This window comes from Xanthocytophaga flava, from assembly GCF_030068545.1.
Lineage (GTDB): Bacteria > Bacteroidota > Bacteroidia > Cytophagales > 172606-1 > Xanthocytophaga > Xanthocytophaga flava.
Window position 1 is genome coordinate 137,618 of sequence record NZ_JASJOR010000003.1, and the last position, 21,292, is coordinate 158,909.

Annotated in this window: 18 protein-coding genes and 1 tRNA gene; 4 read left to right on the forward strand and 15 right to left on the reverse strand. The window is 37.5% G+C overall.

Annotated elements, in window-relative coordinates; translation table 11 throughout:
* Positions 1-335 precede the first annotated feature (335 nt).
* Both QNI15_RS05975 and QNI15_RS05980 read right to left on the reverse strand, forming a co-directional pair.
* Entirely contained in the window at positions 336-1,511 is a 1,176-nt protein-coding gene (locus QNI15_RS05975; protein WP_313998419.1) for an NAD(P)/FAD-dependent oxidoreductase, read from the reverse strand.
* A gap of 184 nt (positions 1,512-1,695) precedes the next feature.
* On the reverse strand, positions 1,696-2,067 hold the full coding sequence (locus QNI15_RS05980) for a four-helix bundle copper-binding protein (protein WP_313998423.1): 372 nt from the start codon (positions 2,065-2,067) through the stop codon (positions 1,696-1,698).
* A gap of 410 nt (positions 2,068-2,477) precedes the next feature.
* Here QNI15_RS05980 and QNI15_RS05985 point away from each other — a divergent pair, with 410 nt between their 5' ends.
* Complete coding sequence (locus QNI15_RS05985; protein WP_314031018.1) at positions 2,478-3,710, forward strand: Gfo/Idh/MocA family protein; 1,233 nt, start codon at positions 2,478-2,480, stop codon at positions 3,708-3,710.
* 87 nt (positions 3,711-3,797) lie between these two features.
* Positions 3,798-5,603 (forward strand): alpha-amylase family protein, encoded by a 1,806-nt coding sequence (locus tag QNI15_RS05990; protein WP_314031019.1) that lies wholly within the window; start codon positions 3,798-3,800, stop codon positions 5,601-5,603.
* Between the two features lie 142 nt (positions 5,604-5,745).
* Here QNI15_RS05990 and QNI15_RS05995 read toward each other — a convergent pair whose 3' ends face one another.
* Positions 5,746-6,162 carry a hypothetical protein gene (locus QNI15_RS05995; protein ID WP_314031020.1) on the reverse strand — a complete coding sequence of 139 codons (417 nt, stop codon included), beginning with the start codon at positions 6,160-6,162 and terminating at the stop codon, positions 5,746-5,748.
* Positions 6,163-6,321: 159 nt separating this feature from the next.
* Here QNI15_RS05995 and QNI15_RS06000 point away from each other — a divergent pair, with 159 nt between their 5' ends.
* Together QNI15_RS06000 and QNI15_RS06005 are read left to right on the forward strand one after the other, a co-directional pair.
* Positions 6,322-7,140, forward strand: a complete 819-nt coding sequence (locus tag QNI15_RS06000) for a DUF7873 family protein (protein WP_313976619.1) — start codon at positions 6,322-6,324, stop codon at positions 7,138-7,140.
* Positions 7,141-7,449: 309 nt separating this feature from the next.
* Positions 7,450-7,548, forward strand: a tRNA-OTHER gene (locus tag QNI15_RS06005).
* Between the two features lie 21 nt (positions 7,549-7,569).
* On the opposite strand, the gene xrtN is transcribed toward QNI15_RS06005, so the two are convergent.
* The 12 genes from xrtN to QNI15_RS06065 form a co-directional block, all read right to left on the reverse strand.
* The gene (xrtN, locus tag QNI15_RS06010) at positions 7,570-8,973 is read right to left on the reverse strand and encodes an exosortase N (protein ID WP_314031021.1); all 1,404 of its coding nucleotides are present in this window, start codon (positions 8,971-8,973) and stop codon (positions 7,570-7,572) included.
* Positions 8,974-8,991: 18 nt separating this feature from the next.
* Complete coding sequence (locus QNI15_RS06015; protein ID WP_314031022.1) at positions 8,992-10,077, reverse strand: DUF6688 domain-containing protein; 1,086 nt, start codon at positions 10,075-10,077, stop codon at positions 8,992-8,994.
* A gap of 41 nt (positions 10,078-10,118) precedes the next feature.
* Entirely contained in the window at positions 10,119-10,520 is a 402-nt protein-coding gene (locus QNI15_RS06020; protein WP_314031023.1) for a hypothetical protein, read from the reverse strand.
* Positions 10,521-10,532: 12 nt separating this feature from the next.
* Complete coding sequence (locus QNI15_RS06025; RefSeq protein WP_314031024.1) at positions 10,533-13,112, reverse strand: XrtN system VIT domain-containing protein; 2,580 nt, start codon at positions 13,110-13,112, stop codon at positions 10,533-10,535.
* A gap of 452 nt (positions 13,113-13,564) precedes the next feature.
* Positions 13,565-15,097: a DUF4153 domain-containing protein gene (locus QNI15_RS06030; protein WP_314031025.1), complete on the reverse strand. Its 1,533-nt coding sequence runs from the start codon at positions 15,095-15,097 to the stop codon at positions 13,565-13,567.
* Between the two features lie 40 nt (positions 15,098-15,137).
* On the reverse strand, positions 15,138-16,676 hold the full coding sequence (locus tag QNI15_RS06035; protein WP_313998443.1) for a DUF4153 domain-containing protein: 1,539 nt from the start codon (positions 16,674-16,676) through the stop codon (positions 15,138-15,140).
* Between the two features lie 63 nt (positions 16,677-16,739).
* Positions 16,740-17,543: a hypothetical protein gene (locus QNI15_RS06040; RefSeq protein ID WP_313998445.1), complete on the reverse strand. Its 804-nt coding sequence runs from the start codon at positions 17,541-17,543 to the stop codon at positions 16,740-16,742.
* 7 nt (positions 17,544-17,550) lie between these two features.
* Positions 17,551-17,922: a hypothetical protein gene (locus QNI15_RS06045; RefSeq protein WP_313998447.1), complete on the reverse strand. Its 372-nt coding sequence runs from the start codon at positions 17,920-17,922 to the stop codon at positions 17,551-17,553.
* Between the two features lie 164 nt (positions 17,923-18,086).
* Positions 18,087-18,326 (reverse strand): winged helix-turn-helix domain-containing protein, encoded by a 240-nt coding sequence (locus QNI15_RS06050; RefSeq protein WP_314031177.1) that lies wholly within the window; start codon positions 18,324-18,326, stop codon positions 18,087-18,089.
* A gap of 581 nt (positions 18,327-18,907) precedes the next feature.
* On the reverse strand, positions 18,908-19,531 hold the full coding sequence (locus QNI15_RS06055) for a hypothetical protein (RefSeq protein WP_313998449.1): 624 nt from the start codon (positions 19,529-19,531) through the stop codon (positions 18,908-18,910).
* A 609-nt stretch (positions 19,532-20,140) separates the two neighbouring features.
* Entirely contained in the window at positions 20,141-20,854 is a 714-nt protein-coding gene (locus QNI15_RS06060) for a pyridoxine 5'-phosphate synthase (protein WP_314004217.1), read from the reverse strand.
* 136 nt (positions 20,855-20,990) lie between these two features.
* Entirely contained in the window at positions 20,991-21,266 is a 276-nt protein-coding gene (locus QNI15_RS06065; RefSeq protein ID WP_314004215.1) for a UBP-type zinc finger domain-containing protein, read from the reverse strand.
* Positions 21,267-21,292: the final 26 nt, after the last annotated feature.

The following is a 21,292-nucleotide window of genomic DNA, read 5'->3' on the forward strand; positions in this document are numbered from 1 at the left end:
TAGAAACAAGTAAATAAGTTGCATATAGAGTGGAATCTATCTGCCTCTCTATAGAATCGTTCTTACTGTATCCGGGAAGAAAGTAGGGTACCTGTAACTAATCTGAGTTCTGATTAGCTACAGAGTGATATTTATAGCATCACATGTGTAGACGTGTATAGAGTTTTATCAGAATTTCGATTATCGTGGATTATAATCGAAATTCTGATGAGCACTTCCAACTATCAGAATTTTGATAGGCTATACGAATTATTAGATTTCTGATAGGGAATGAAAACTATCGGAAATCTGATAAACGAATAGTTTAACGTGAATGTTGATTATAGATGTGAGTTTTAGCGAATCTTTCCTCGTAGGGTAATGGGATCTATCTTCTGTTGAGATACAACTAATTCACGAGCTGCCTCTACCTGACCCCATACATTCCATAACAAAACTCCTTTTACTAGATCTTCTTTCAGATAATAAATTACTCCCTGCTGAAATTCTTCTACCCAGTCTTCCACAATGTCCAATGAACTGTTGACATCACCAATCGCTTCATAGCCAAGATCAAACAGGTCAGAATAGAAAAACGGCAGATAGTCATAGGTTTCACTTGCTCCAGCCATATTTCTGCCTGCCAGTTTACCTGTGGCATTGGCATTGTCTTCATGTTCAAAGCGTACATTTCTTTTCAAGGCAGGGCTATAGAAATTAGCTACATCACCTGCTGCATAGATAGATTCATCTTCTGTACGAAGGTTAGGGTCTACAGCGATTCCGTTGTTGACAGTAAGTCCTGCTTCCTGAGCCATCGATGTATTGGGTTCAATACCCAGGCCAGCTATAACAACATCTGCTGTCAACTTTTGTCCTTTCTGAGTCTGAACTACCAAAGTGTCTCCTTCTTTGGTAACGGAGGTAACTGATTGATGAGTGAGTACAGTAACCCCTTTCTCTGCATAATAGCTGTTCAGGAACTGAGATAGATTGGCTGGATAAAGATTCGCACCAATACCTGCAGAGGGAAAAAGCATGGTAACTTTTTTGTTATTTAAAGCGAGGGCCGCAGTAATTTCCCAGGCTATAAATCCTCCTCCAATGACGATAAAGTTTGTTTTTGATTCTGCCAGTGATTTTAAGGTATGGTAATCATTGTAATTACGATAGTATAATATTTCGTCTGATCCTCCTGACAGATGGCGTGGCGTACCACCTGTAGCAAACAGTAGTTTTTCATAACTATACTGTGTGCCTAGCTGGTCTGTAACAATCCGGTTCGCACGATCAATCTTTGTTGCCTGAACTGAATAATGGATAGAAACCTGATAATTTTCTGTATGTCGCCATATTTTTTTCTCATCCTCTCCTTTCCATAGCGCTTTGGTTAATGGAGGCCTATCATAGGGAGAGTGAGTCTCTATGGTGAGTATACCTATACTTCCTGTAGTATCAAGTTCTCTGATTCCCTGAACGGCTGAATCAGCGGTAATACCGCCACCTATAATAAGATAGGTATATTTGTTCATGATGAGTTGTTTGTATGAAATGGTTTGTGATTATGCAATGGAATGTACATGATCTGTAGGAGAGATCAAAGAAATAGTAAAAGCAACTGGTGAAAATGGAGAAATATGTATTTTTGACGATATAACAGAGGTCTTTCAAAGACTAGTAGTCCCCAAAAACCTCTGTCGTATATAATTATTGTTTTTAAGCAGTAAACATCTGCCGACAAGCTTCTTCACATTGGCGACAAGCCTGCGCACATTGTCTGCAATGTTCGTGCATGGATGCATGTTTTTCACATTCTTCAGCACATGCCCGACAAATATCAGCACACAGCAAACAAACCTGATCAGTCCATGGGCGATTTCGGGTCATGTAATCTGCTGCAAGAGAACAAATACGGGAGCAGTCCTGATTCAGTTCAATGCATTCTCGTAGCATTTCCAAATTTTGTTCTCTAAGACATGCACTGCTGCATGCATCACATGCCAGGGCGCAGGTAGAACAAGCCTCAATACATTCCTGATAGGTTTCACCAATCAGTTGGTCTAGTTGGGCAATGGTTTGTAATTGCATAGGAGTAAGGATGTTTAAATGAATAAAAGGTGTATCTACTAAAGAATTATACCTTTGATATAGGTGAGATATGTGGTAGTCTATACAATGCATGATGTAGTGTATGGTCAAAATAAATCTGAGACACTGTACAAAATTCCTCTGAAACCTTCTTTTGTCCTGTCTTCTCTACATACAAAGTCTTGATTTCTACATCACAGGCAATATTTTATCTGTATATTTTTATATAATCCATTGAAAGCATATTTGGAATGATTTTTTATCTATTCTACCAGATACAAACTAAAGTACAAAGTGCTTTCAGTACCGTTTTCCTCTATACAAGCAAGTGTGTCTGATAATCAGAAGCATATTCTGAGGCCATCATTCTTTATTTTTTTCACCAATACAAGCCTAAATTTTTTTTCGGTATGAAAAATATCAATCAGCTATCTCTTCAGAATGAAATGTCTATGTACAATCGTCGGAGATTCTTGAAAAATCTTTCTTTTGGTTTCTGGTCTGGTGCTATGATGCTGCCTTATCTTTCAGCAATGGCAGGCGGTTCCGATTTATTTGATACAGGTGCAATTCCAGGTCCGGCAGATGCCATAACAGATGCCTTACAATCAGGCAAAAAACTGGGTGTTGCACTGGTAGGGTTGGGAAAATATAGTGAAGGTGAGTTGGGACCAGCGTTGGAAAAAACAAAACTCTGCAAACTGGCTGGCATTGTGACAGGTACTCCTGAAAAGGCTAATAAGTGGAAGAAGAAATACAATGTGCCAGACAAAAATGTATATAACTACCAGACTTTTGACCGAATTGCGGATAATCCGGATATAGATATTGTCTACATCGTTTTGCCTAATCCTATGCATGAAGAATATGTGATCCGGGCTGCAAAGGCAGGTAAGCATATAATCTGTGAGAAGCCTATGGCTATGACTGTACAGGAATGTCAGGCTATGATTGATGCCTGCAAAAAAGCTGATCGGAAATTATCCATTGGATATCGTCTGCATTTTGAACCACATCATCAGAATGTCATGCAGATTGGACAGAATAAAATCATAGGTGATATCAAAAAGATTATCTGTGATGATGGGCAAGTTCAAAGTGAAGAAAGTCCATGGCGGTTAGGTCGTGGAGTAGGAGGTGGCGGGCCAGTACGGGATTTGGGCGTATATTGTACTCAGGCTGCTATTTATACCAAAGGAGAGATTCCAGTATCAGTGATTGCTAAATACCATCCTAAAACAGATGTAGAGAAGTTTAAGTTGATTGAAGAAGGAATGAACTTCCAGTTTCAGTTTGCAGATGGTAGTACTGCTGATTGCAAAGTTAGCTTTAATGAAAAGTTCAATAAACTGCGTGCAGAAGGTACTAAGGGATGGTTGGAGCTCGATCCTGCCTATGAGTATAAGGGAATTGAAGGAAAGACAAGTAGTGGTAAAATGGACTTGCCTAATGTGCCTCAGCAAACCCTTCAGATGGATGACTTTGCCAATTGTATTATCAGCAATAAACCCACTCGTGTTCCAGGTGAAATGGGGATGCGTGATGTAGGTATTCTGCAATCCATCTTTGAAGCTGCTGAAACAGGTAATAAGGTGAAAATTAATGTAAACCATGTGATGGACCCTGTAGGGAACAAGAAGTAATCCTGGAACGGATTACTTCTTGTTTTTTATACCTCTATACTATTTTAACTATACTTATTCAGTGTATTCATTATTGCTACTTTGACCATGCAAAACATTCCTTTTCGCCTTGGCTGGCTGGTTCTGCCTTTGGTTTTACTGCAACTATTTTTTTCAGAGCCTCAGACATCTACTCTCTCAGTTAGGGTAACCAGGCCAACATCTGTTTTACATAAAAATTCTAGTCTGAGCCGTGCAGACTCCACTACAAAAACATGGTATAAGAACAGTGTGATTTATACATTGGATGTCGAAGTATTCTATGATTCGGATGGTGATGGGATAGGGGATTTTAGAGGCTTGACGCAAAAGTTAGATTATCTAAAATCACTAGATATTGACGCTATCTGGCTGGCTCCTTTTCAGCCTACTCCCAATAAGGATGATGGATACGATATTTCTGATTTCTATGGTATTGATAAACGGTTTGGTACATTCAATGATTTTTCAGAATTTATTTCAGAAGCTAAAAAGCGGGATATACGGATACTGATGGATCTGGTCATTAATCATACATCTGATGAGTATTCCTGGTTTAAGGCCTCCCGTAAAAGCAAAGATTCTCCTTATCGTGACTGGTATGTCTGGAAGTCAAAACAACCTGCCAATCAAAATAAGGGAATGGTATTTCCTGGTGTACAAAAAGAAATATGGACATTGGATTCTCTCACAAACGAATATTATCTGCATCGGTTCTATAATTTTGAACCAGATCTCAATGCTCAGAATCCTGAAGTAGTGGCAGAAGTAGAAAAAATTATAAAATATTGGCTCAAAAAAGGTGTTGCAGGGTTCCGGTTAGATGCTGTTCCGTTTTATATTGAAGTTCCTCAGACGAAAGGTGAAAATTTTGAGCATGAGTACGACAAACTGGTTCAGATGCGAAATTGGGTGAAGGAAGTACGTCCGGATGGTGTAATATTGGGAGAAGCGAATATAGAGCCAAAAGAAAATATGAACTACTTTGGAGATAAAGGACAGGCTATGAATATGATGTTCAATTTTTATGTCAATCAACATCTGTTTTATGCATTGGCTAGCGGAGAAATAAAATCACTTACAAAGGCACTAGAGGCTACAAAGGATATTCCACAACCGGTACAGTGGGCACAGTTTCTGCGTAATCATGATGAGGTGGATCTGGCTCGTTTGAGTAACAATCAACGGGAAAAGGTGTATAAAGAATTTGGGCCTGATAAGAATATGCAATTGTATGACAGGGGTATTCGTAGACGTATAGCGCCTATGCTTCATAATCAAAAACGATTAGCTTTGGCATACAGCCTTCTATTTTCTCTTCCCAGCACACCTGTAATACGTTATGGTGAAGAGATTGGTATGGGAGATGATCTGACATTGAAGGAAAGGGAGTCTGTACGAACTCCTATGCAATGGATTAATGCACCCAATGCAGGTTTTTCAACTGCATCCAAAACGGTACGGCCTGTAATTTCCCAAGGAGAATATGGGTACTCTCATGTCAATGTCAAATCGCAGGAAAAAGATCCATCCTCTATGCTAAACTGGGTCCGACAATTAATACATCTTCGAAAATCAAATCCGCAGATTAGACAGGGAGATTGGAAGATTCTGGATTCTGGCTCTCCGAATGTATTGGTTATGCAGTATGAATGGAATGGAAGTGGACTTGTACTAATCCATAATCTTGATGAAGAAACACAAAAAGTAGAGCTAAAGGCAAAAGATGCAGGAGGAGATATGCTTTTCGATTTAATCAGTAAAAAAAAGAATGAAGCAAATGAAAAAGGCTTGTATCAACTGACTATGCCTGGATATGGATATGCGTGGTATCGCATAGGAAATGAGTCTGTATTGCCTAATAAACAGGATTAAGTTTTCAAATGATATGCCAGAGGTGAAAGAGAAGGTATTTAAGTAATAGATCAGTATCTGAAAGCAAAAAAGCAAGGAGGCAGTAATAACTGCCTCCTTGCTTTTTTAGGAACATCACTAGTAAACTGTTTGTATAAGAAAGCTATAGAGAGCGCTGTTTCTTCTCCATTTGCTGGATTAGTGCCTCTATCTGGTCTAGCTGTATTTGTATCTGATCTCTGAGAAATTGTTTAGCAAGTAATTTCATTCCTGGTGTATTTTGCTGACGTTTCTGTATTTCTGCCAGTTTTATTTTGGTACGATTCCATTTATTTCGGGCCTGAGCAATTTGTTTCTGTATAGGTCGATCATACATATGTTCAGGGTCTGGATTTTCTGTAATCAGTTGTTCCAACTGTTTAATGTATATTTTCAGAAAGTCCAGATCTGCCAGGCAGAAGTGTTCTTCGTCTTCCAATTCTTTTACACGACCTTGAAGGCGATTAATTTGTAAATCCAGTTGTACAAGTTTATAGCGGAGAGCTAACGATTTTTGTGAGAGTTTATCCAACGTTTTCATAGGCGTAATCTCATAGCATAGTATAGTAAAAGTTAAGCTGCTATGAGGATTATCTATACAACTCCATTTAAGTATAATAAATTCCTGAGAATAACGCTGGGCTAAAATCAATCTTTTTGTAGCTTTGAAACAGTATATTTATTTTTTATTTGTAAGACTATGAGTACAAAAGACAAATCGACAACGAAACTGAATGTTTTATTAGCTAAAACAGACCATCTGCAATCTATTTTTAGAAAGTTGATCGAAGATTATGTGAAATTTTTTAAAACTAAACAGGGCGAGTTTAGAGGAGAACGTAAAACGTATCAGGCATTACCAGACACGGTAGATTTACCTAACGAACGTAAGAACGAACTGGTAGTGACAACTGTGACTGAGAAGTTGGATTGGCTGGTAGATAATTCTAAAGAATACCTGGATGCATTGTTCAGTCAGGAACTAACTAATGCGTATGGCATTGCCAAAGCAACATTGGTAGTAGAAGGGCAGGAGTGGGGGGAGTTTACTTCATTGGAATTGTTGCGTCTGAAGTCTTTTCTGGAAAACGGTACCTTAAAGGAATTATATGAAAATATTCCGGTTCGGAATGATGATGAGATCTGGGAAAACACAACAGAAGAAATGTATATTGGTCGGGATATATTTGAAAGCGCTTTGCTAAAAGGTGACCGTATGACTACTGTAAAGGAGACATACATTCTGGAAGATCCGAATCTGAGTAAAAACCTGGATCTGAAAAACTATACCCCTGTAACTGCTACCCGTGATAAACCTACCCGGCTGGGAGAGTTTACTTTTCAGAAATTTTCTGGTGAATGGTCGCATCGTCAGCGTGCCGAACTGCTACGTCGTCGTAGTGTATTGTTGACTGCCGTTATTGAGGCTCTTAAGGTTTGTAATGAGGTAGAAGTACAGAAAAGTCAGCTTACAGCAGATAAAATCTTCTCCTATCTTCACAAAGGAAAAGTCTCTTAAGACATAAAAATACCAACTTAGCCTTAGCATCAGCCTGAACCTGAGCGTTATAGCCCTCTATCGTTTAGTGTTGTGTTGGTAGCTTCAGGCTTAAGTTTATCGGCAGAAACAGTCAGGTGAATTAAAACAAAGGGTCGTTGGTTCAAATCCAACCTCTCACTCTATCCGGATGTATATTATCAGTGAGAGTAGCTCAGGGGCAGAGCACTTTGTTCAGTAAGCATCATAAACCTGAAAACTGTTTTTGCATAAAAGGCACTAAGGAAAGGAAATAGAACTTAGTGCCTATCTTTTGATTTTCCTTAATATGCCGGGTTTGCCAAACTGGTAAAGGCACTCATCCACAGGGGTGGATGAAGGTTTAGTGGATAGAGGCACTAATGTATGGTTCGAATCCTTCACCCGGCACTTTTGTAAGATGTCTATCTCTCATCTGAATAGTTTTTGTTTAACTATTTGTCTGACTGCATTGGCTAGCTCTTCTTGTTTATTTACATTGACGTTTACCAGACAGAATGCAGGTTCTCCCTGCGCCATACGCCAGCGCCAGTCCATCTGATCTGTTGTACGATATGAACCATTATCAAACCACCAGGCTGTGTAAATGCGATCTTGTCCTTTTTGCAGTATACCTGTATATACAAGAACATTATCGATGGTTTTCATTTCGACACGTTTAAATGTGTAGCCACTTCCCTGCCAGCAGATTAATGGGCTATGTTCTGCTACATAAAATGTTGGAATCGGCTTTATGTATACCAACATGGATGAGTTGGTAAATTGTGTGATATCGTCAGTAGATTGTTGTTTAGAAAATCCTGTCAGATGAGTAGTAACGAGTGCAGATGTGGTAACAGACTTAGGCTTGTTGAAAAATAGCTGGACACTCAATATTGCTAATACTACCAGAGATAAGCTTGCAGATATTAGTGTAGACTTATATGCTTCTCTTGCTTTCTTCTCTTGTAATGGACCTGATACAGACTTACTACGTTTTTTATACAACCATTGAGTAATGAATACCATTGGTAGAATGACATATACCAGCAAACAAACGAGTCCAACTACATCATGCATAGGATTGGATGGTAGTATATGAAATACAATCAATAGCAGAATACGAAACAGGTTGCTTAGGCTGTTGAGAAATAGTGTCACTATGCCTAATCCAATAACCCAAAGGTTGGTAACATAACGTTGTTGAGTACGTTCATTATAGGCTATCAGAAATATTGTCATCAGCAAGGATGTTTCCGTCATTTGCAGACCCATACACGCTACATCTACCAGAAATTCTGTTCCCTCAACCTGAATAGCATTACCGGAAATCGTATTCTCAAAACCTCCGGCAGACAAGATAGCTCCTGCCCATTTGCTCAATTGCAACCGGATAGGAAAACTGAAAATGATACTGGTATACCTGAAGAAAGGTGATAGTATCCCAATCAGTAGAAGTGGAAGCAATGTGGTTTTTCCTACTGTAAATTCAATGATAAATAGTATCCCAATAGTCAATAAACCAAATGGCAGCGTTCGGGCTGGCAACCATATCATACAAACCAGTATTGCCATAAGAAACCAACCATATCGTGAACTATAAATCCCGCTCTGACGAATAATCAAACTATATGGAAACAATACAATTCCTAGCCAGGAAAGAGCATCCAGTGTAAAATAAGTTTGTGAAACCAGGTATCCGAAAAATAATAAATACAATATGACTAAGGCAATGCCTATGCTTCTCCTATAATCCGAACGAATCCACTGTCCAATGCTAAAGTCATTAGATTGGATAGCATATTTTAGAAATGCGATGGCTACTTTGGGATTCATGTTATTACTCCTTAAGATTTAATGCTGATTGAGTTGTCTTCTGTGATCCTGACTTATGTATTGCTGAGCAATGCGGTTTTCAGGTTTGAGATCAAAACTATAGAGTATCACTACAAAGAACCATTCGAGAGGTTTCATCAGAATATAAATCGTATCTGCCACATAGCGATTGTTGAAAATGCCATAGTGCTTATGAACTACATCGCCCACCTTATTGTATCCGCGTCTGATTCGTCTGTGCGTAGCTGGCATTTTCTCCTGAATTAACTCTTCAAAGGCATTGGCAACCAGCAGCTGTCTGTTGCATAAGATGGGAGCATTCTGTCTGATTCCCAATCGCTGAGGTTTTACAACTTCAGGATGTCCTTTGGCTGCAACCGAACACAGAAAGTGTCCCCCACAGGTAACATTGTCACACATATAATCCAGTTGAGAGAATCCATGTTTATAGGTATCTGTGAAAGCTCGAATAAAAGAATCCGGTTTTTGTCCGAACAGTAACAGAATCGCAGAAAGAATAACCAGTAATGGTAGCGCTAAGACAAGTAAAACAGGTACTTTGGAGAGAGGAGGCAGAGAAAGAATCTTCCAGACTATTTTCGCGAAGCCATGTTTTGAATTACTCTCCATCGATTGAGCATAGTTTAGAAATAACTGGTGATTTTTGATGAGCATGTGTATATACAAAAGAATGACAGGCAGATTTCCGATAGGTCCCAACCAAGTTTCATTAATATGAAACAGCAAGAGAATGTTTAATACAATGGCTATGAGGAGTAGAATGTTGACTGTGATTTCCAGTATAGGAGGTGCAATATAAGTGCGATAACTTGAATAGAAATAGGCAATAAGGCATAGGGTAATCAGAAAGTAGATTGACACCCTATGATTTGGTGAGAAAGTTGCACTATCTCCACAACAATCATTTTCCAATTCAAAGTCCAGTACTGACACATACAATAATGGTATACCTATCATAGACAAGATTTCAAGTATCCGGATAAATAATGTTCCCAGAAGCCTTTTCTTCTTTGTCAGATACCATATAAAATCAATTATTAAAAGAAGGCTAGGTAAGCTTAGAAAAATGAAAAATCCAATCATAGAGTGAATAGTGTGGTTAAAAAAGTGATTGAGTGATGAAGTTAGCCACTACTGCCAATAATAGAAAAATTACCTGTTACCAGACTAAACAAATACAGTAGTAGAGTTGGTATCTGACTCAATATTGCGATGGCATATACTATGAAAGCTATCCCTTTATATGTATTCCAGTTCTGATATTTTGCATCATAATCTATGATGTAAATAAAAAGAACAAGTGAAAGAGAGAAATACAGGAGAAATCCATATTTCTCCTGTAGATGGTATTCCCTAAAAATATTCAGTAACCAATATTCCATTTCTTGTATTCCAAATATATCCTTCCAGATGATGAGCATAATCAGGGAGTTGATAGGGATCAGACTCATGCAAAGAAGAATGGCATTGCAGACAATGTATAGTGCCCGATCCCACATCTCAGAAACAGATTTAGTTGATTCCATATGCCATATATATTATATTCGTTGTCTCCAAAATAGATAACCTGCTATGCTAACTGCAGTAAGAATCAGAAGCCATTCGTGTGGCTCTGGTACAGATCCTGCACCATTCAAAGAAGCATTTTTCAAACTGTTTTTTGCTTCTTTAATTCCAAATCGCTCATAGTCCTTTTGTGTTTCTAATACTACCAGGCTGGAGATTGGAGAAACTACATAAGCTCGTTGTGCTTCGGCAATCAGATTATCGGATAAATAGTCTTTTGCAAAATATCGATGTCCTATTTCATGCATTAGATGATTATAGGTAAATAACCGGAGCAGATGGTCTGGAGCTACATTTGTATTTACTGCTTGAGTTGCTTCTTCTCGTAATTGTATCTCTGCCTGTGGAAGTGTAATAGTATGTTCATCCTCCAGATTTTTTACAAATCGCTTTTCTATGAATAATTGCTTCAGATAGGTGGTGCTTCCTCTATCATACTGGATTACTCGTAACTCAGCAAGAGTTTTCAGATAAGGTGATAATTCTGAACTTAATGAAAATAGTTTGACTTTGAGGTTTAGAGTCGCTTTTGATTCCAGATCTTTCGCAAACGGTGTATCTTTCAGATCATTCAGATTTGGAGAAGGATGATCACTTTTGGAAATAATCAGTGATTGTTCCGGGTTATCAATTTTATGAACAGGAAGCAAGCTAAACTGGTTTTTCCATAGCTTCTCATACATAGACAATAAATTGATATTCGTAAGCTGTATCCATTGTTCATCCCATACCCATACCTTTGAAGATTTGGTCATATCATATACATCTTCAAATTCTCGTAAAGTCCAGGCATTATTGAGATCAATATAGACTGATTTTGGTGCAAAGTATTCGTACTGCTTTTGATAAGGAAGTACTGAATAGCTTTTTCCCTGAAAAACAAAGGACTGTTTAGCCAGTGTTGGAGTACGAAACGAAAATGAGAAGTCTGGTTCATAAGATCCTTTTGTATAAAATAGGCTATTGGCTTCAGAAGAAAAGTCTTCCAGTCCCAGAATATCCAATGGTGCTGAGACAAAATCTACACTTGTATTCTCTTTGGTACGGGAATTAGTTGGCCCCTGAAAATAAATGTTGTCATAAAATAGTCGGTCTCCTTCTGCACGAAGTGGTGAGGTAATTCCGATTTTAAACTGCCGATCACCATTGGCAGGGCAAGGAAAGACTCTTACGGTGACTGTATTACCTTCCTGCCAGTGTACGACAGAAGGATCTCGTCTTTCAACTCCTACAATAGTTGTGTAAGCTGAATCAGCCTTGGCTTTAGTTGTCAGGCGTGCTTCTTCTTCAATGCCATTGATCCATAATGATAAAGAAGTAACTACAGAACCCTCAGGCAAATGAAATGTATAAATAGCTTCCTGATCTCTCCAACTCCAGCTGTTATGATTATGAATGGTGATTATCTTCTCTGTATAGGCTAACCGATAATCTGGATATACTTTAATGCTATTCTCAATATGTCGGGTAGCCAGATCATCACCAGACCAGAGACGTCGTTGTGCTTCGTGTCTGGCATCATGTAAGGATTCCAGGATCTGAATTTTTTCATTTCTGGAGAAGTCAGGACGACCCCAAAGTGTTGATGCAATTACCACCAGTGGATCATGCTCCTGTACTTCACTAAAAGATCGGCTTGGAAATATGTCAAAGCCATTTTCCCAAAACATAGGTGTATAAACCAGATCGGTTTTTAAGATTCGTTCAGTAACCCAATCACTACGAAGTTTTTGTGAAATCTGTATCCATTTAGGCAAAGATTTAGTATGTGAAATAACCTGACTCTCTACACGTTGGATTTTATCTAAGTTTGCCTGCCAGTGCCATGCAAAATAGGCTATAAATGCCAGTGGAAATGCCAGGCCGATCAGGATAGGTTTTTTGAATTGGAAAAAAGCTTCACGTAGTACACGAAATAGAATGAAAGAGAATATCAATGGGATGAATACATGTCCACCTATACCGATGGCAATCATACCTACTGCTCCAATCGGATAAATAGGTACGAGATAAATGGCTAGATATACAAATAGTACTACTGATGCTGCAAGAATAATAGAAAGACCTGATTGTAATATAGAAGACATTTGATCCTTCCAGATAAATGCTGTGCAGGCTATACTGCTGGTTACAATGTAAACACATAACCAGGGCGTTGCAGAATCAAAAACAGACATTTCTCTATTAAGAGCATAACAGCTGATTAGGCTCAGTACTAACCAAAGCATTACCTGTGGTGTAAAATCCTCCTGTTTAGATCGTCCGGAGAAGAACTTCCATCCCCACTTTATCAATAAAGAAAATCCATATACAAAAGCTATTACATAATGAATAAAGAAAAGGGTGAAGGTTTCTTTTTTGTTCGTAGCTAACCATTCAAAGCCTACAAACAGAATAGCAGAGAAAATAACAAATATAAGTCCTACTCCAAGGTATGTATCTTTCAGAGGCAGTGATAGCTTTTTCCGAAAAGACAGGCCTGTGATTTTTTCCTGCCCAGGCTTTTCCGATGCAGGTGTAATCTGAGAGGGCGAAGTGAGTTTAGTTTTCATATTGAGATAGGTTTACCAGATATTTAAAGGAAAAAAGGTTCCTAAACTTAGCCATACAAATAAAAAAACAGGGAGTTGCGTAATAAGTGTACATATGTAGAAACAATAAAATGCGCATAGGGACAAGAAGGTTAAATCGTTGTATGTACGTGCTTGCTTTATTGTGTGGTTAAGGCTAATTACTAATAAGACCACTTCTAATGGAAAATGCCATAGCATGCTTAGTAACCCAAGAATACTTATATGTAATATGGTAGTTGGTAACAGGAACTTTTGAAGCCAGACTTCAATGAACATACTAACTTGGTCTGATATGAAATATGCCAGAACAATGCACCAGTGAAGAAATGAGACGAGTATGTATACAAGTGAAAATGTATAGATATGGGTTTTATCAGGGTTGGTCAATGAATATGATTTCATGTTTCTACAGATAAAATAAAAATATCCTACTAATTCCTTGAGTTAAAATACTGATAGGCTTGATAGTCCGCGTAATTCCAAGACAACCATGAGTATCTAGGATATTCTTTCTTAAATTTTTCGATTCGGTAGTAGAGGTATTCATTCATTGAAATTTGATTCCTCTTGCTATCAAGTATTTTTCCTGTGCTAAGTAGGTCCTGAATTTTTGCACGGTTCTTAACAAGGATTGGTAATGCTTTATCTGAACGTGCCAGTTGATATTCCAGATCAATACCCGTTTGAAGCTTTGGATGCTTCAAATTATAGGAAACAATAAGTACATCCCAGTTAATGAGTGTCAATAGAATAAACATTGCGTATGCTGCCCAGCTATTGATTCGTAATAGATAAAAGAAAGATTTTTTCTGGCTTATTTTCTGGTATAAGGTATACAAGCCCACATAAGTAAGTATCAGAAAAATGACAACACCTATGCGTTTATAGGCTAGCCCATGTTCTTGAAAGTAATAATAACAACGTAAAAGAACTGAAAGCCCTAGTATCCCATTCTGAATAATCCATAGATAAGCAGCCTGTTTTAATAGTGTGTTTTTTGTGTAAAAATTAAGGTTCTTACGAAAGTAGAATAACAATATCCCCATTGATAACAGGATGCTTAAGATCAGCATATTTGCTCCTTCGTGGAGGAGAACAGAGAAATCAGCAATTGCTTTTGCATTGAAATTGAACCACAACCAATATATATCAGTACAGTTTTCTACAAACAATAAAGCGTTAACAGAAATAACCAGTATCAAAGCTGTTGTATATTCATTTTTTAAAGCCAGAGTTTTGAAATTAGGCAATGGTTTGTTTTTTATAATTTGTCGATAACGGATCACCCAGTTATGTTGTGTGCTTTCATGCTGTAATAAAGTATCAAAAGGTTTATAGTATAGAATTGAACCTAGCAAATAAAAACCGGAGAGAAAAAACGTAAACCAGGGTACTGAAAAATTGGTGAATAATGACTCCAGAAGAGTATAGAAAGAACGAAATAGTGTATCAGTTAAATCACTGAAAATGGGGTTGGCAGTCTTGAAAATAGCAAAGAATATCCCAAAAAATAGCAATGGGACAAATGAGAATCGCAATTGAGCCAGTGAACGTCCTACTTGAGTATGTGCTACCTTTGACTGAATTAGCCATGCTTGAGTGCCACTGAAATAATTAGGCATTACCTGAAAGAAATTGACTATATAGGCTGCAAATGCATTATAAGTAGTTCGATACCGATATTCATGTAGCAGTCCTGTCATAATCATAAATGAAGTAATAAACGCAAGTTTGCTGGTAAGCGAATTGTGCCATACTACCATAATTGCGGATAGAACTGTGAAAGCAATCGAGATTTTTACTGAAACGGTCTTGATGCTTTCCTGATAGAAATACATCAAGACAGAGATCAGTAGTATCGAAAATAACAATAGGTTTACTCCCAGTTTTTCATTCCAAAAGAAGACATTGAAGAGTAAGCCCAATGTTATCAAGCATAAAGCTTTTACTAAAATAGTTTTCATAGTGTAGGATATAACTTACCTCTTTGAGAGCACAATCTGATTACTTCTGCTTAGTCTTGAAATACTGATATGCCTGATAATCTGCATAATTCCAGGACAGCCATGTGTAGGTAGGATATTCAGTGATAAAATGCTGAATACGATCTTCCAGGTATTGCTTCTTAGTTGAATTATCAAATCGATAGGATTTGTCATCCATACGCTGACTTTCTAGTTCCTTGCTTATGCGATTTTTATATTGATCCAATAAAGGAAGCGTTTTATCTGCTCTGCTTAGCAAAAATTCCAGGTCAATACCCGTTTTAACATTGGGATGCTTCAAATTATAGGAAACAATAAGTACATCCCAGTTAATCAGTGTCAATAGAATAAACATTGCGTATGCTGCCCAGCTATTGATTCGTAATAGATAAAAGAAAGATTTTTTCTGGCTTATTTTCTGGTATAAGGTATACAAGCCCACATAAGTAAGTATCAGAAAAACAACTACTCCAATGCGTTTGTAGGCCAAGCCATACTCATGAATGTAATGATAACAACGCAACAGGACTGAGAACCCTAGAATACAGTTTTGAATAATCCATAGATAGGAGCTTAGGAGGAGCAGCTTATTATTTTTGTAGAAATTAAGACTACGACGAAAATAGAAGAGAAGAATACCCATAGAAAGCAGAATACTTAGAATCAGCATATACGTACCTTCATGAACCAGCTTGGCAAGATTCCCTGCTGTGCTGTAATCAAAGTTAAACCACAGCCAACGAATGTCGATGATATTAACTATTAACAATAAGACATTGACAGATATGATTAAGATCAGTGCAGTAGTGTATTCGTTTTTTAAACCTACAAGACTAAAGTTAATGTGTTGACTTTTTACAAATCGTCTTTGTCGTGTAATTATGTTTGTATGTTTTTGCTCACTTGCAAGAAGTTGTGGATAGTACATGTAGTATAAAAAAGATCCTATCAGGTATAATCCACTTACAATAAATAGAATGCGGACAAAAGAGATATTAGCAAATAATTGGTCAAAGAATGTTGCAATAGCATTAAAGAAACTGTCACTCAGGTCACTGAAAACAGGATTGGCAATTTTGAATATTGAAAAGAATATACTGAAAAATACCAGAGGAATAAGAGAGAATCGCAATTGATACAATGACTTACCTGTTTTCGTAGAACTTAGCTTAGACTGTTCAGACCACTGTTTCCACGCACTGATAAAGTTAGGGATTACTGCAAAGAAATTGAATACATAACTTGCCAGTGCATTGTAGACAGTTCTATATTCTCTGACATGGATAAAACCTGCCATTATCAGAAATGAAGTAATATGGGCTAGTTTACTGGTCAAAGAGTTATGCCAGACTACTATGATAAGAGATAGAATGGTAAATAAGGTAGAGATTCTGACATTAGTAGCTTTCCAGCTTTGTGGATAGAAATAGAATAAAGCTGCAATCAGAAGTGTAGAAAATAATAATAGATTAATCCCTAACTTTTCTTGCCAGAAAACATAATTATAGACCAATGTTAGCAGGCACAAAATGGTGAGTTTAAAAGAAGACGGTTTCATAGTTATGATATAGTTATGTGAGTGCATTGAATTGGTGCAGATGAACCAGATAGCAGGATGGTCTCAAAGACCTTCCCACTCATCAGCAAATGTTTCAGAAACTGAGGATACTCTTTTGTTGTTGAATGGATAGTATTTAGGATAAGGTTTTGAAGTCTGAGCCTGGGCATTAAAGGCGTAAAATTTAGCTATACCCCATAGAAAAAGTGCTTCTCCAATACAAAAGACCCACCAGGGATAATAGGTTGGCACATACACAGCTATCTCTGCAAATAAAGCAGCTTGTTTGCCCGGTGACCACAACGCAGATAATCCATGGTGTTGTTGGACAAATACCAGATAATCATAAATAAAGCTACCAATTACGATTACACAACCTGCTAGCCAAAGCCTAACTGTTTGTCGTGGCATCCGAATACTAAATTGGTTATTGCTTAACCAGACAACTACTCCTGTAAATACTATCATGGTCATAGCTACCAGGCAAGGGGCTAATACAGGGCCTACCCATGTTACCGGAATCAGAAACAATACATCCCAAGTAAAAAGAGATTCCGGCCAGCCTAATAACAGATAAAGAAATACATAATAGAAGATGTCCCACACGGCAAAGCTATACAAGAAGAATGCAAACCGTTGTACTGGTGTTTTTCCTGTAAGCCAACCTATTCCCCACAACATAATCATAGTCGCTGCTTCCCGTAAGAACTCAGTCAGTGCAACGTTTGGGTGAATAGGAGCTAATGGGAATTTAAACCCCTCTGGATAGTATATTACCCGAAGATAGACTACTACTGCTGTTTCCAGAAAGCCCATTGCAATGCTAAAAGCAGTGAGCCAGAAAATATGTTTTGCTGAAATTCTCATAAACAGATTAATTTGTTTGAGTTGAGTATAAAAGTTCTTTTTGTACTGACTTTAAATCATTAGGAAGTAATTGGCAGAAATCAATAGCACTTATATTGGTGGAAGTTCGATAGCCTCGTAAAATATCATTATAGAATACACACCATTGATCAGGCATTAGAATAAAACCAAGGCACACTGCAAATATTACAGAAAAGATTACCTGACCATTGCCTAGCATAAAACATTGCAGTTGAACTTCTCCTTCTGCTGTCATTTCATAATCAAGGAGAATATGTTTTGCATCATGAGACTCATAATGTGGTATTAGTGTGAAATTATATGTGTCCAGTACTTGGGCTATTTTATATCCAAAGCTTTCAGGAGGATATACTCTCATAGATTGCAAATCAGTATCCCATTTTAATGGTTTTGAAAATCGCCAGACAAAAGGTTTTGCGTATTCGATGATACTTACTAGTAGCCACGATCTGAACCGTCGGTAAATACTGTGCATTGTTCTTTTTAAAGTACTTTGAGTTTCAAAGTGTGTGAGCAAAAAAATTATAAATTGCTTTTAATCAGCGTTTCCAAAGCTTTTAAATGTTCATTGAAAGCTTTCTTACCTTCTTCTGTTGCCTGATATGTTGTATTAGGTTTCCGACCTACAAATTGTTTCTGGATAGCAATGTAACTTTGTTCTTCCAGAGCCCGCAAGTGACTGGCAAGATTACCGTCTGTCAGATTTAATAGCTCTTTCAGACTATTAAAATCCATTTGATCATTTACCATCAATACCGACATAATCCCTAACCGGGCCTTGCTTTCAAATGCTTTATTTAGATTTTCCAGTAATTCTTTCACTTTGCTTTGAATTTATCGTGATCTGCTCCTGCCATTGTAAAAGTATTGTTAAAAATGCAATTTTTATAGCTTTTCATAAGCAAGAACAGAAGCTGGTATACTTTCGGTTTCTAATTGCGTGTGTTCAGACCGATTATTTTTCACTTTCGATACTATTGCTTCCAGAAGTGGCAGCAGCATGTTATTTAATCCAGGTATTTTAATGATAAAGTTTCTCAGAGTTCAAACTTTTTCTATCTACCTGCATAGGTGAAATGTTTGATTTTATGTTTCAGGTTTTCGTATTGCTAACTATAAAACTCTCAGTAAGACCAATCATAGCCTGCTTTCAATTCTTCTACTGTTGGTTAATAGTTTTGTATACAACTTGGCGGATATGCTACCTATCTCATTTTTACTTGTTCTTTGCCCAACTTTTTCCATATCTACATACAATTTTGTTTCTGAATACGAAGTGAGAGACGAAAAAATAACTTTGACTTTCATACGGTATATATAGATAATAGGAAATGAGAAAGTCGCTACTTTTCATACTTCCGATACATGACTATGCCATAGATAATGTGTAAGACTCCAAAACCAATTGCCCAGAAAAGAAGACCATACCCAATAAAAAACGTGGCAATCAAACCAAGAATAATTTCACAGATTCCAAGATAGCGTATATCATGAAGTGTGTATTTGCTCCCATTTATTAAAGCCAGCCCATAAAAAACCAGCATGCTAGGAGCAATGATGCCAATATAACCCTGATAAAGAAACGCCAGACAAAACACTCCTCCTGTCACTAAAGGAATCATCATGTTGATAGTCAGTCGCTGAGCTGTTTTACTCCAGATTGCCTGCCCTTTCTTTCTGGCCTGGCGAACAGTGAAAATCATTGCTACAACAAAAGACAAAAACAATGTTATCACCGCATCCAATACAAGCAGCCATAATACCTGTGTATGATCCAGTGCCGCCCGATAATCGGTATAGAAAAAAGAATCAGACTGTAGGATAACAAAGGCTGCGGCTGCTCCAAACAACGCAAAAATACCTGCAGATACCCCTGATAAGCCGCTTAATGAGATAAATCGGGATGACTTTTCCATCAGGTCCCTGATTTCGTGTAGTGTGTCTAGATGATCTTTGGGTTGATTCATATAAAAGTACTTTGTAGTGCAAAGTAATGCGAATGAAAATTAATTTCCAACAGCCTTTTAAAATTTTTCGTCGAAAAACTAAATGTTTGTCTTTGGTCTAAATGCAAGGTCTATCTATACTGGATTTTAAGTTTCACTTCAACTGTATTAGTTAACCTTCTTAGCCATAAGAGTGACTAGTATTGCAGTTGATAGTGTTCCACGACTGAAAATCTGGTTATGCTGACAACTATTTGAACTATGATCAAAGTGGCAATCGAAAGCTGATTAACTAGAGAACTGTTGAGAAAGGCAAGTGATCATAGTTAGAATCACTTTTAGTTTTGAGTGGAAGTCTGTTCGCTTTTTGTTTTAACTAGAGTTCCGGTTGCTTTTTAGAAATATTTGAACTCTGTTCACTTTTACCTTTGACTGTAAGTATGGTCATTTTGCGGAATAACTGGAATTCAAGTCGCAATTAAAACATATTTGAATATCAGTCAGATTATTTACTGATGAGAGTTGCTAAAAGCAAAACAGCGTCCACGTTTTTTAGAAAAACATAGACGCTGTTCTTGTCAGCCTTTCAGATAAAATGGAATTATATCTGGAATTTGGGATGATTCATATTTAACGTAATTCTTTGAGATACATCTGAATGGTATTTTCTAAACCAAAATATAATGCATCACAAACAAGAGCGTGACCAATTGAGACTTCCTGTAAATTAGGAAGATGTTCCTTTAAATAATGTAAATTATTGAGATCAAGGTCATGACCTGCATTTAATCCCAACCCAACTTCTGCTGCAACCCGGGCAGCGTGTGCAAATGGTAATACTGCTTCTTCACGGTTGATCTGGTAGTGGGTTGCATAACTTTCCGTATAGAGTTCGATTCGATCTGTACCTGTGTGTGAAGCTCCTTCTACCATTTTTTCTATGGGATCTACAAAAATAGAGGTGCGAATACCATAGCTTTTTAATTCTGCTATAATATCCTGAAGCATACTTCTATGCTGGATAGTATCCCAACCAAAACTAGAAGTTATTGCCTCTGGAGGGTCTGGGACTAAAGTAGCTTGAGTAGGCCGTACTCGTTTAACCAACTCCATATATCTGGCATCTGGATAACCTTCAATATTAAACTCTGTCGTAACTATCTCTTTTAATTCAATGACGTCCTGATATCGTATATGACGTTCGTCCGGACGTGGATGTACTGTAATTCCTTCCGCTCCAAATCGTTCACAATCCTGTGCAACCCGAATTACATTGGGATTGCTTCCTCCCCGAGAATTACGCAGGGTAGCAATTTTATTGATATTAACAGATAACTTAGTCATTGGCTGTAAATGGTATTATAGTTTTGTTTCAATGAATGTTCCAAAGTAAAAGCTATTTGGTAATACTATCAATCAAAACTTTGGTATTCTGAGTCATAAAACTTTTAATCTCTTTTCTGATTACAAACTCCAATTCCTAATATTCTGCAAAGCTTGAGTCTGTATAACACCAAAACCATTGTTCTCCGGGTTCAGCAGAGATAACTACAGGATGGCCTGTTCGATGAAAGTGTTTGGTTGCATGTTTATTAGGAGATGAATCACAACATAAGGTAACACCACAGGTTTGACAAGTACGCAGATGCAGCCATGTACTGCCTGACTGGATACATTCTTCACATACATACTCTTTGGTGATTTTTAGTTCTTTAATATCCAGAATATGTTGACAGGCAATGGGTTCGGTAGACATATAGTAGAAAGCTTAGAGATCAAAAA

Bases quoted from the DNA above. Each gene is read 5' to 3' on its own strand.
- QNI15_RS06020 (WP_314031023.1), bottom strand. From the start codon at position 10,520: ATGGAATCAACTAAATCTGTTTCTGAGATGTGGGATCGGGCACTATAC.
- QNI15_RS05980 (WP_313998423.1), bottom strand. From the start codon at position 2,067: ATGCAATTACAAACCATTGCCCAACTAGACCAACTGATTGGTGAAACC.
- QNI15_RS05985 (WP_314031018.1), top strand. From the start codon at position 2,478: ATGAAAAATATCAATCAGCTATCTCTTCAGAATGAAATGTCTATGTAC.
- QNI15_RS05975 (WP_313998419.1), bottom strand. From the start codon at position 1,511: ATGAACAAATATACCTATCTTATTATAGGTGGCGGTATTACCGCTGAT.
- QNI15_RS06050 (WP_314031177.1), bottom strand. From the start codon at position 18,326: ATGTCGGTATTGATGGTAAATGATCAAATGGATTTTAATAGTCTGAAA.
- QNI15_RS06035 (WP_313998443.1), bottom strand. From the start codon at position 16,676: ATGAAACCGTCTTCTTTTAAACTCACCATTTTGTGCCTGCTAACATTG.
- QNI15_RS06055 (WP_313998449.1), bottom strand. From the start codon at position 19,531: ATGAATCAACCCAAAGATCATCTAGACACACTACACGAAATCAGGGAC.
- QNI15_RS06045 (WP_313998447.1), bottom strand. From the start codon at position 17,922: ATGAGAGTATATCCTCCTGAAAGCTTTGGATATAAAATAGCCCAAGTA.
- QNI15_RS06025 (WP_314031024.1), bottom strand. From the start codon at position 13,112: ATGAAAACTAAACTCACTTCGCCCTCTCAGATTACACCTGCATCGGAA.
- QNI15_RS06030 (WP_314031025.1), bottom strand. From the start codon at position 15,097: ATGAAAACTATTTTAGTAAAAGCTTTATGCTTGATAACATTGGGCTTA.
- QNI15_RS06015 (WP_314031022.1), bottom strand. From the start codon at position 10,077: ATGATTGGATTTTTCATTTTTCTAAGCTTACCTAGCCTTCTTTTAATA.
- QNI15_RS05990 (WP_314031019.1), top strand. From the start codon at position 3,798: ATGCAAAACATTCCTTTTCGCCTTGGCTGGCTGGTTCTGCCTTTGGTT.
- QNI15_RS06060 (WP_314004217.1), bottom strand. From the start codon at position 20,854: ATGACTAAGTTATCTGTTAATATCAATAAAATTGCTACCCTGCGTAAT.
- QNI15_RS06040 (WP_313998445.1), bottom strand. From the start codon at position 17,543: ATGAGAATTTCAGCAAAACATATTTTCTGGCTCACTGCTTTTAGCATT.
- xrtN (WP_314031021.1), bottom strand. From the start codon at position 8,973: ATGAATCCCAAAGTAGCCATCGCATTTCTAAAATATGCTATCCAATCT.
- QNI15_RS06065 (WP_314004215.1), bottom strand. From the start codon at position 21,266: ATGTCTACCGAACCCATTGCCTGTCAACATATTCTGGATATTAAAGAA.
- QNI15_RS05995 (WP_314031020.1), bottom strand. From the start codon at position 6,162: ATGAAAACGTTGGATAAACTCTCACAAAAATCGTTAGCTCTCCGCTAT.
- QNI15_RS06000 (WP_313976619.1), top strand. From the start codon at position 6,322: ATGAGTACAAAAGACAAATCGACAACGAAACTGAATGTTTTATTAGCT.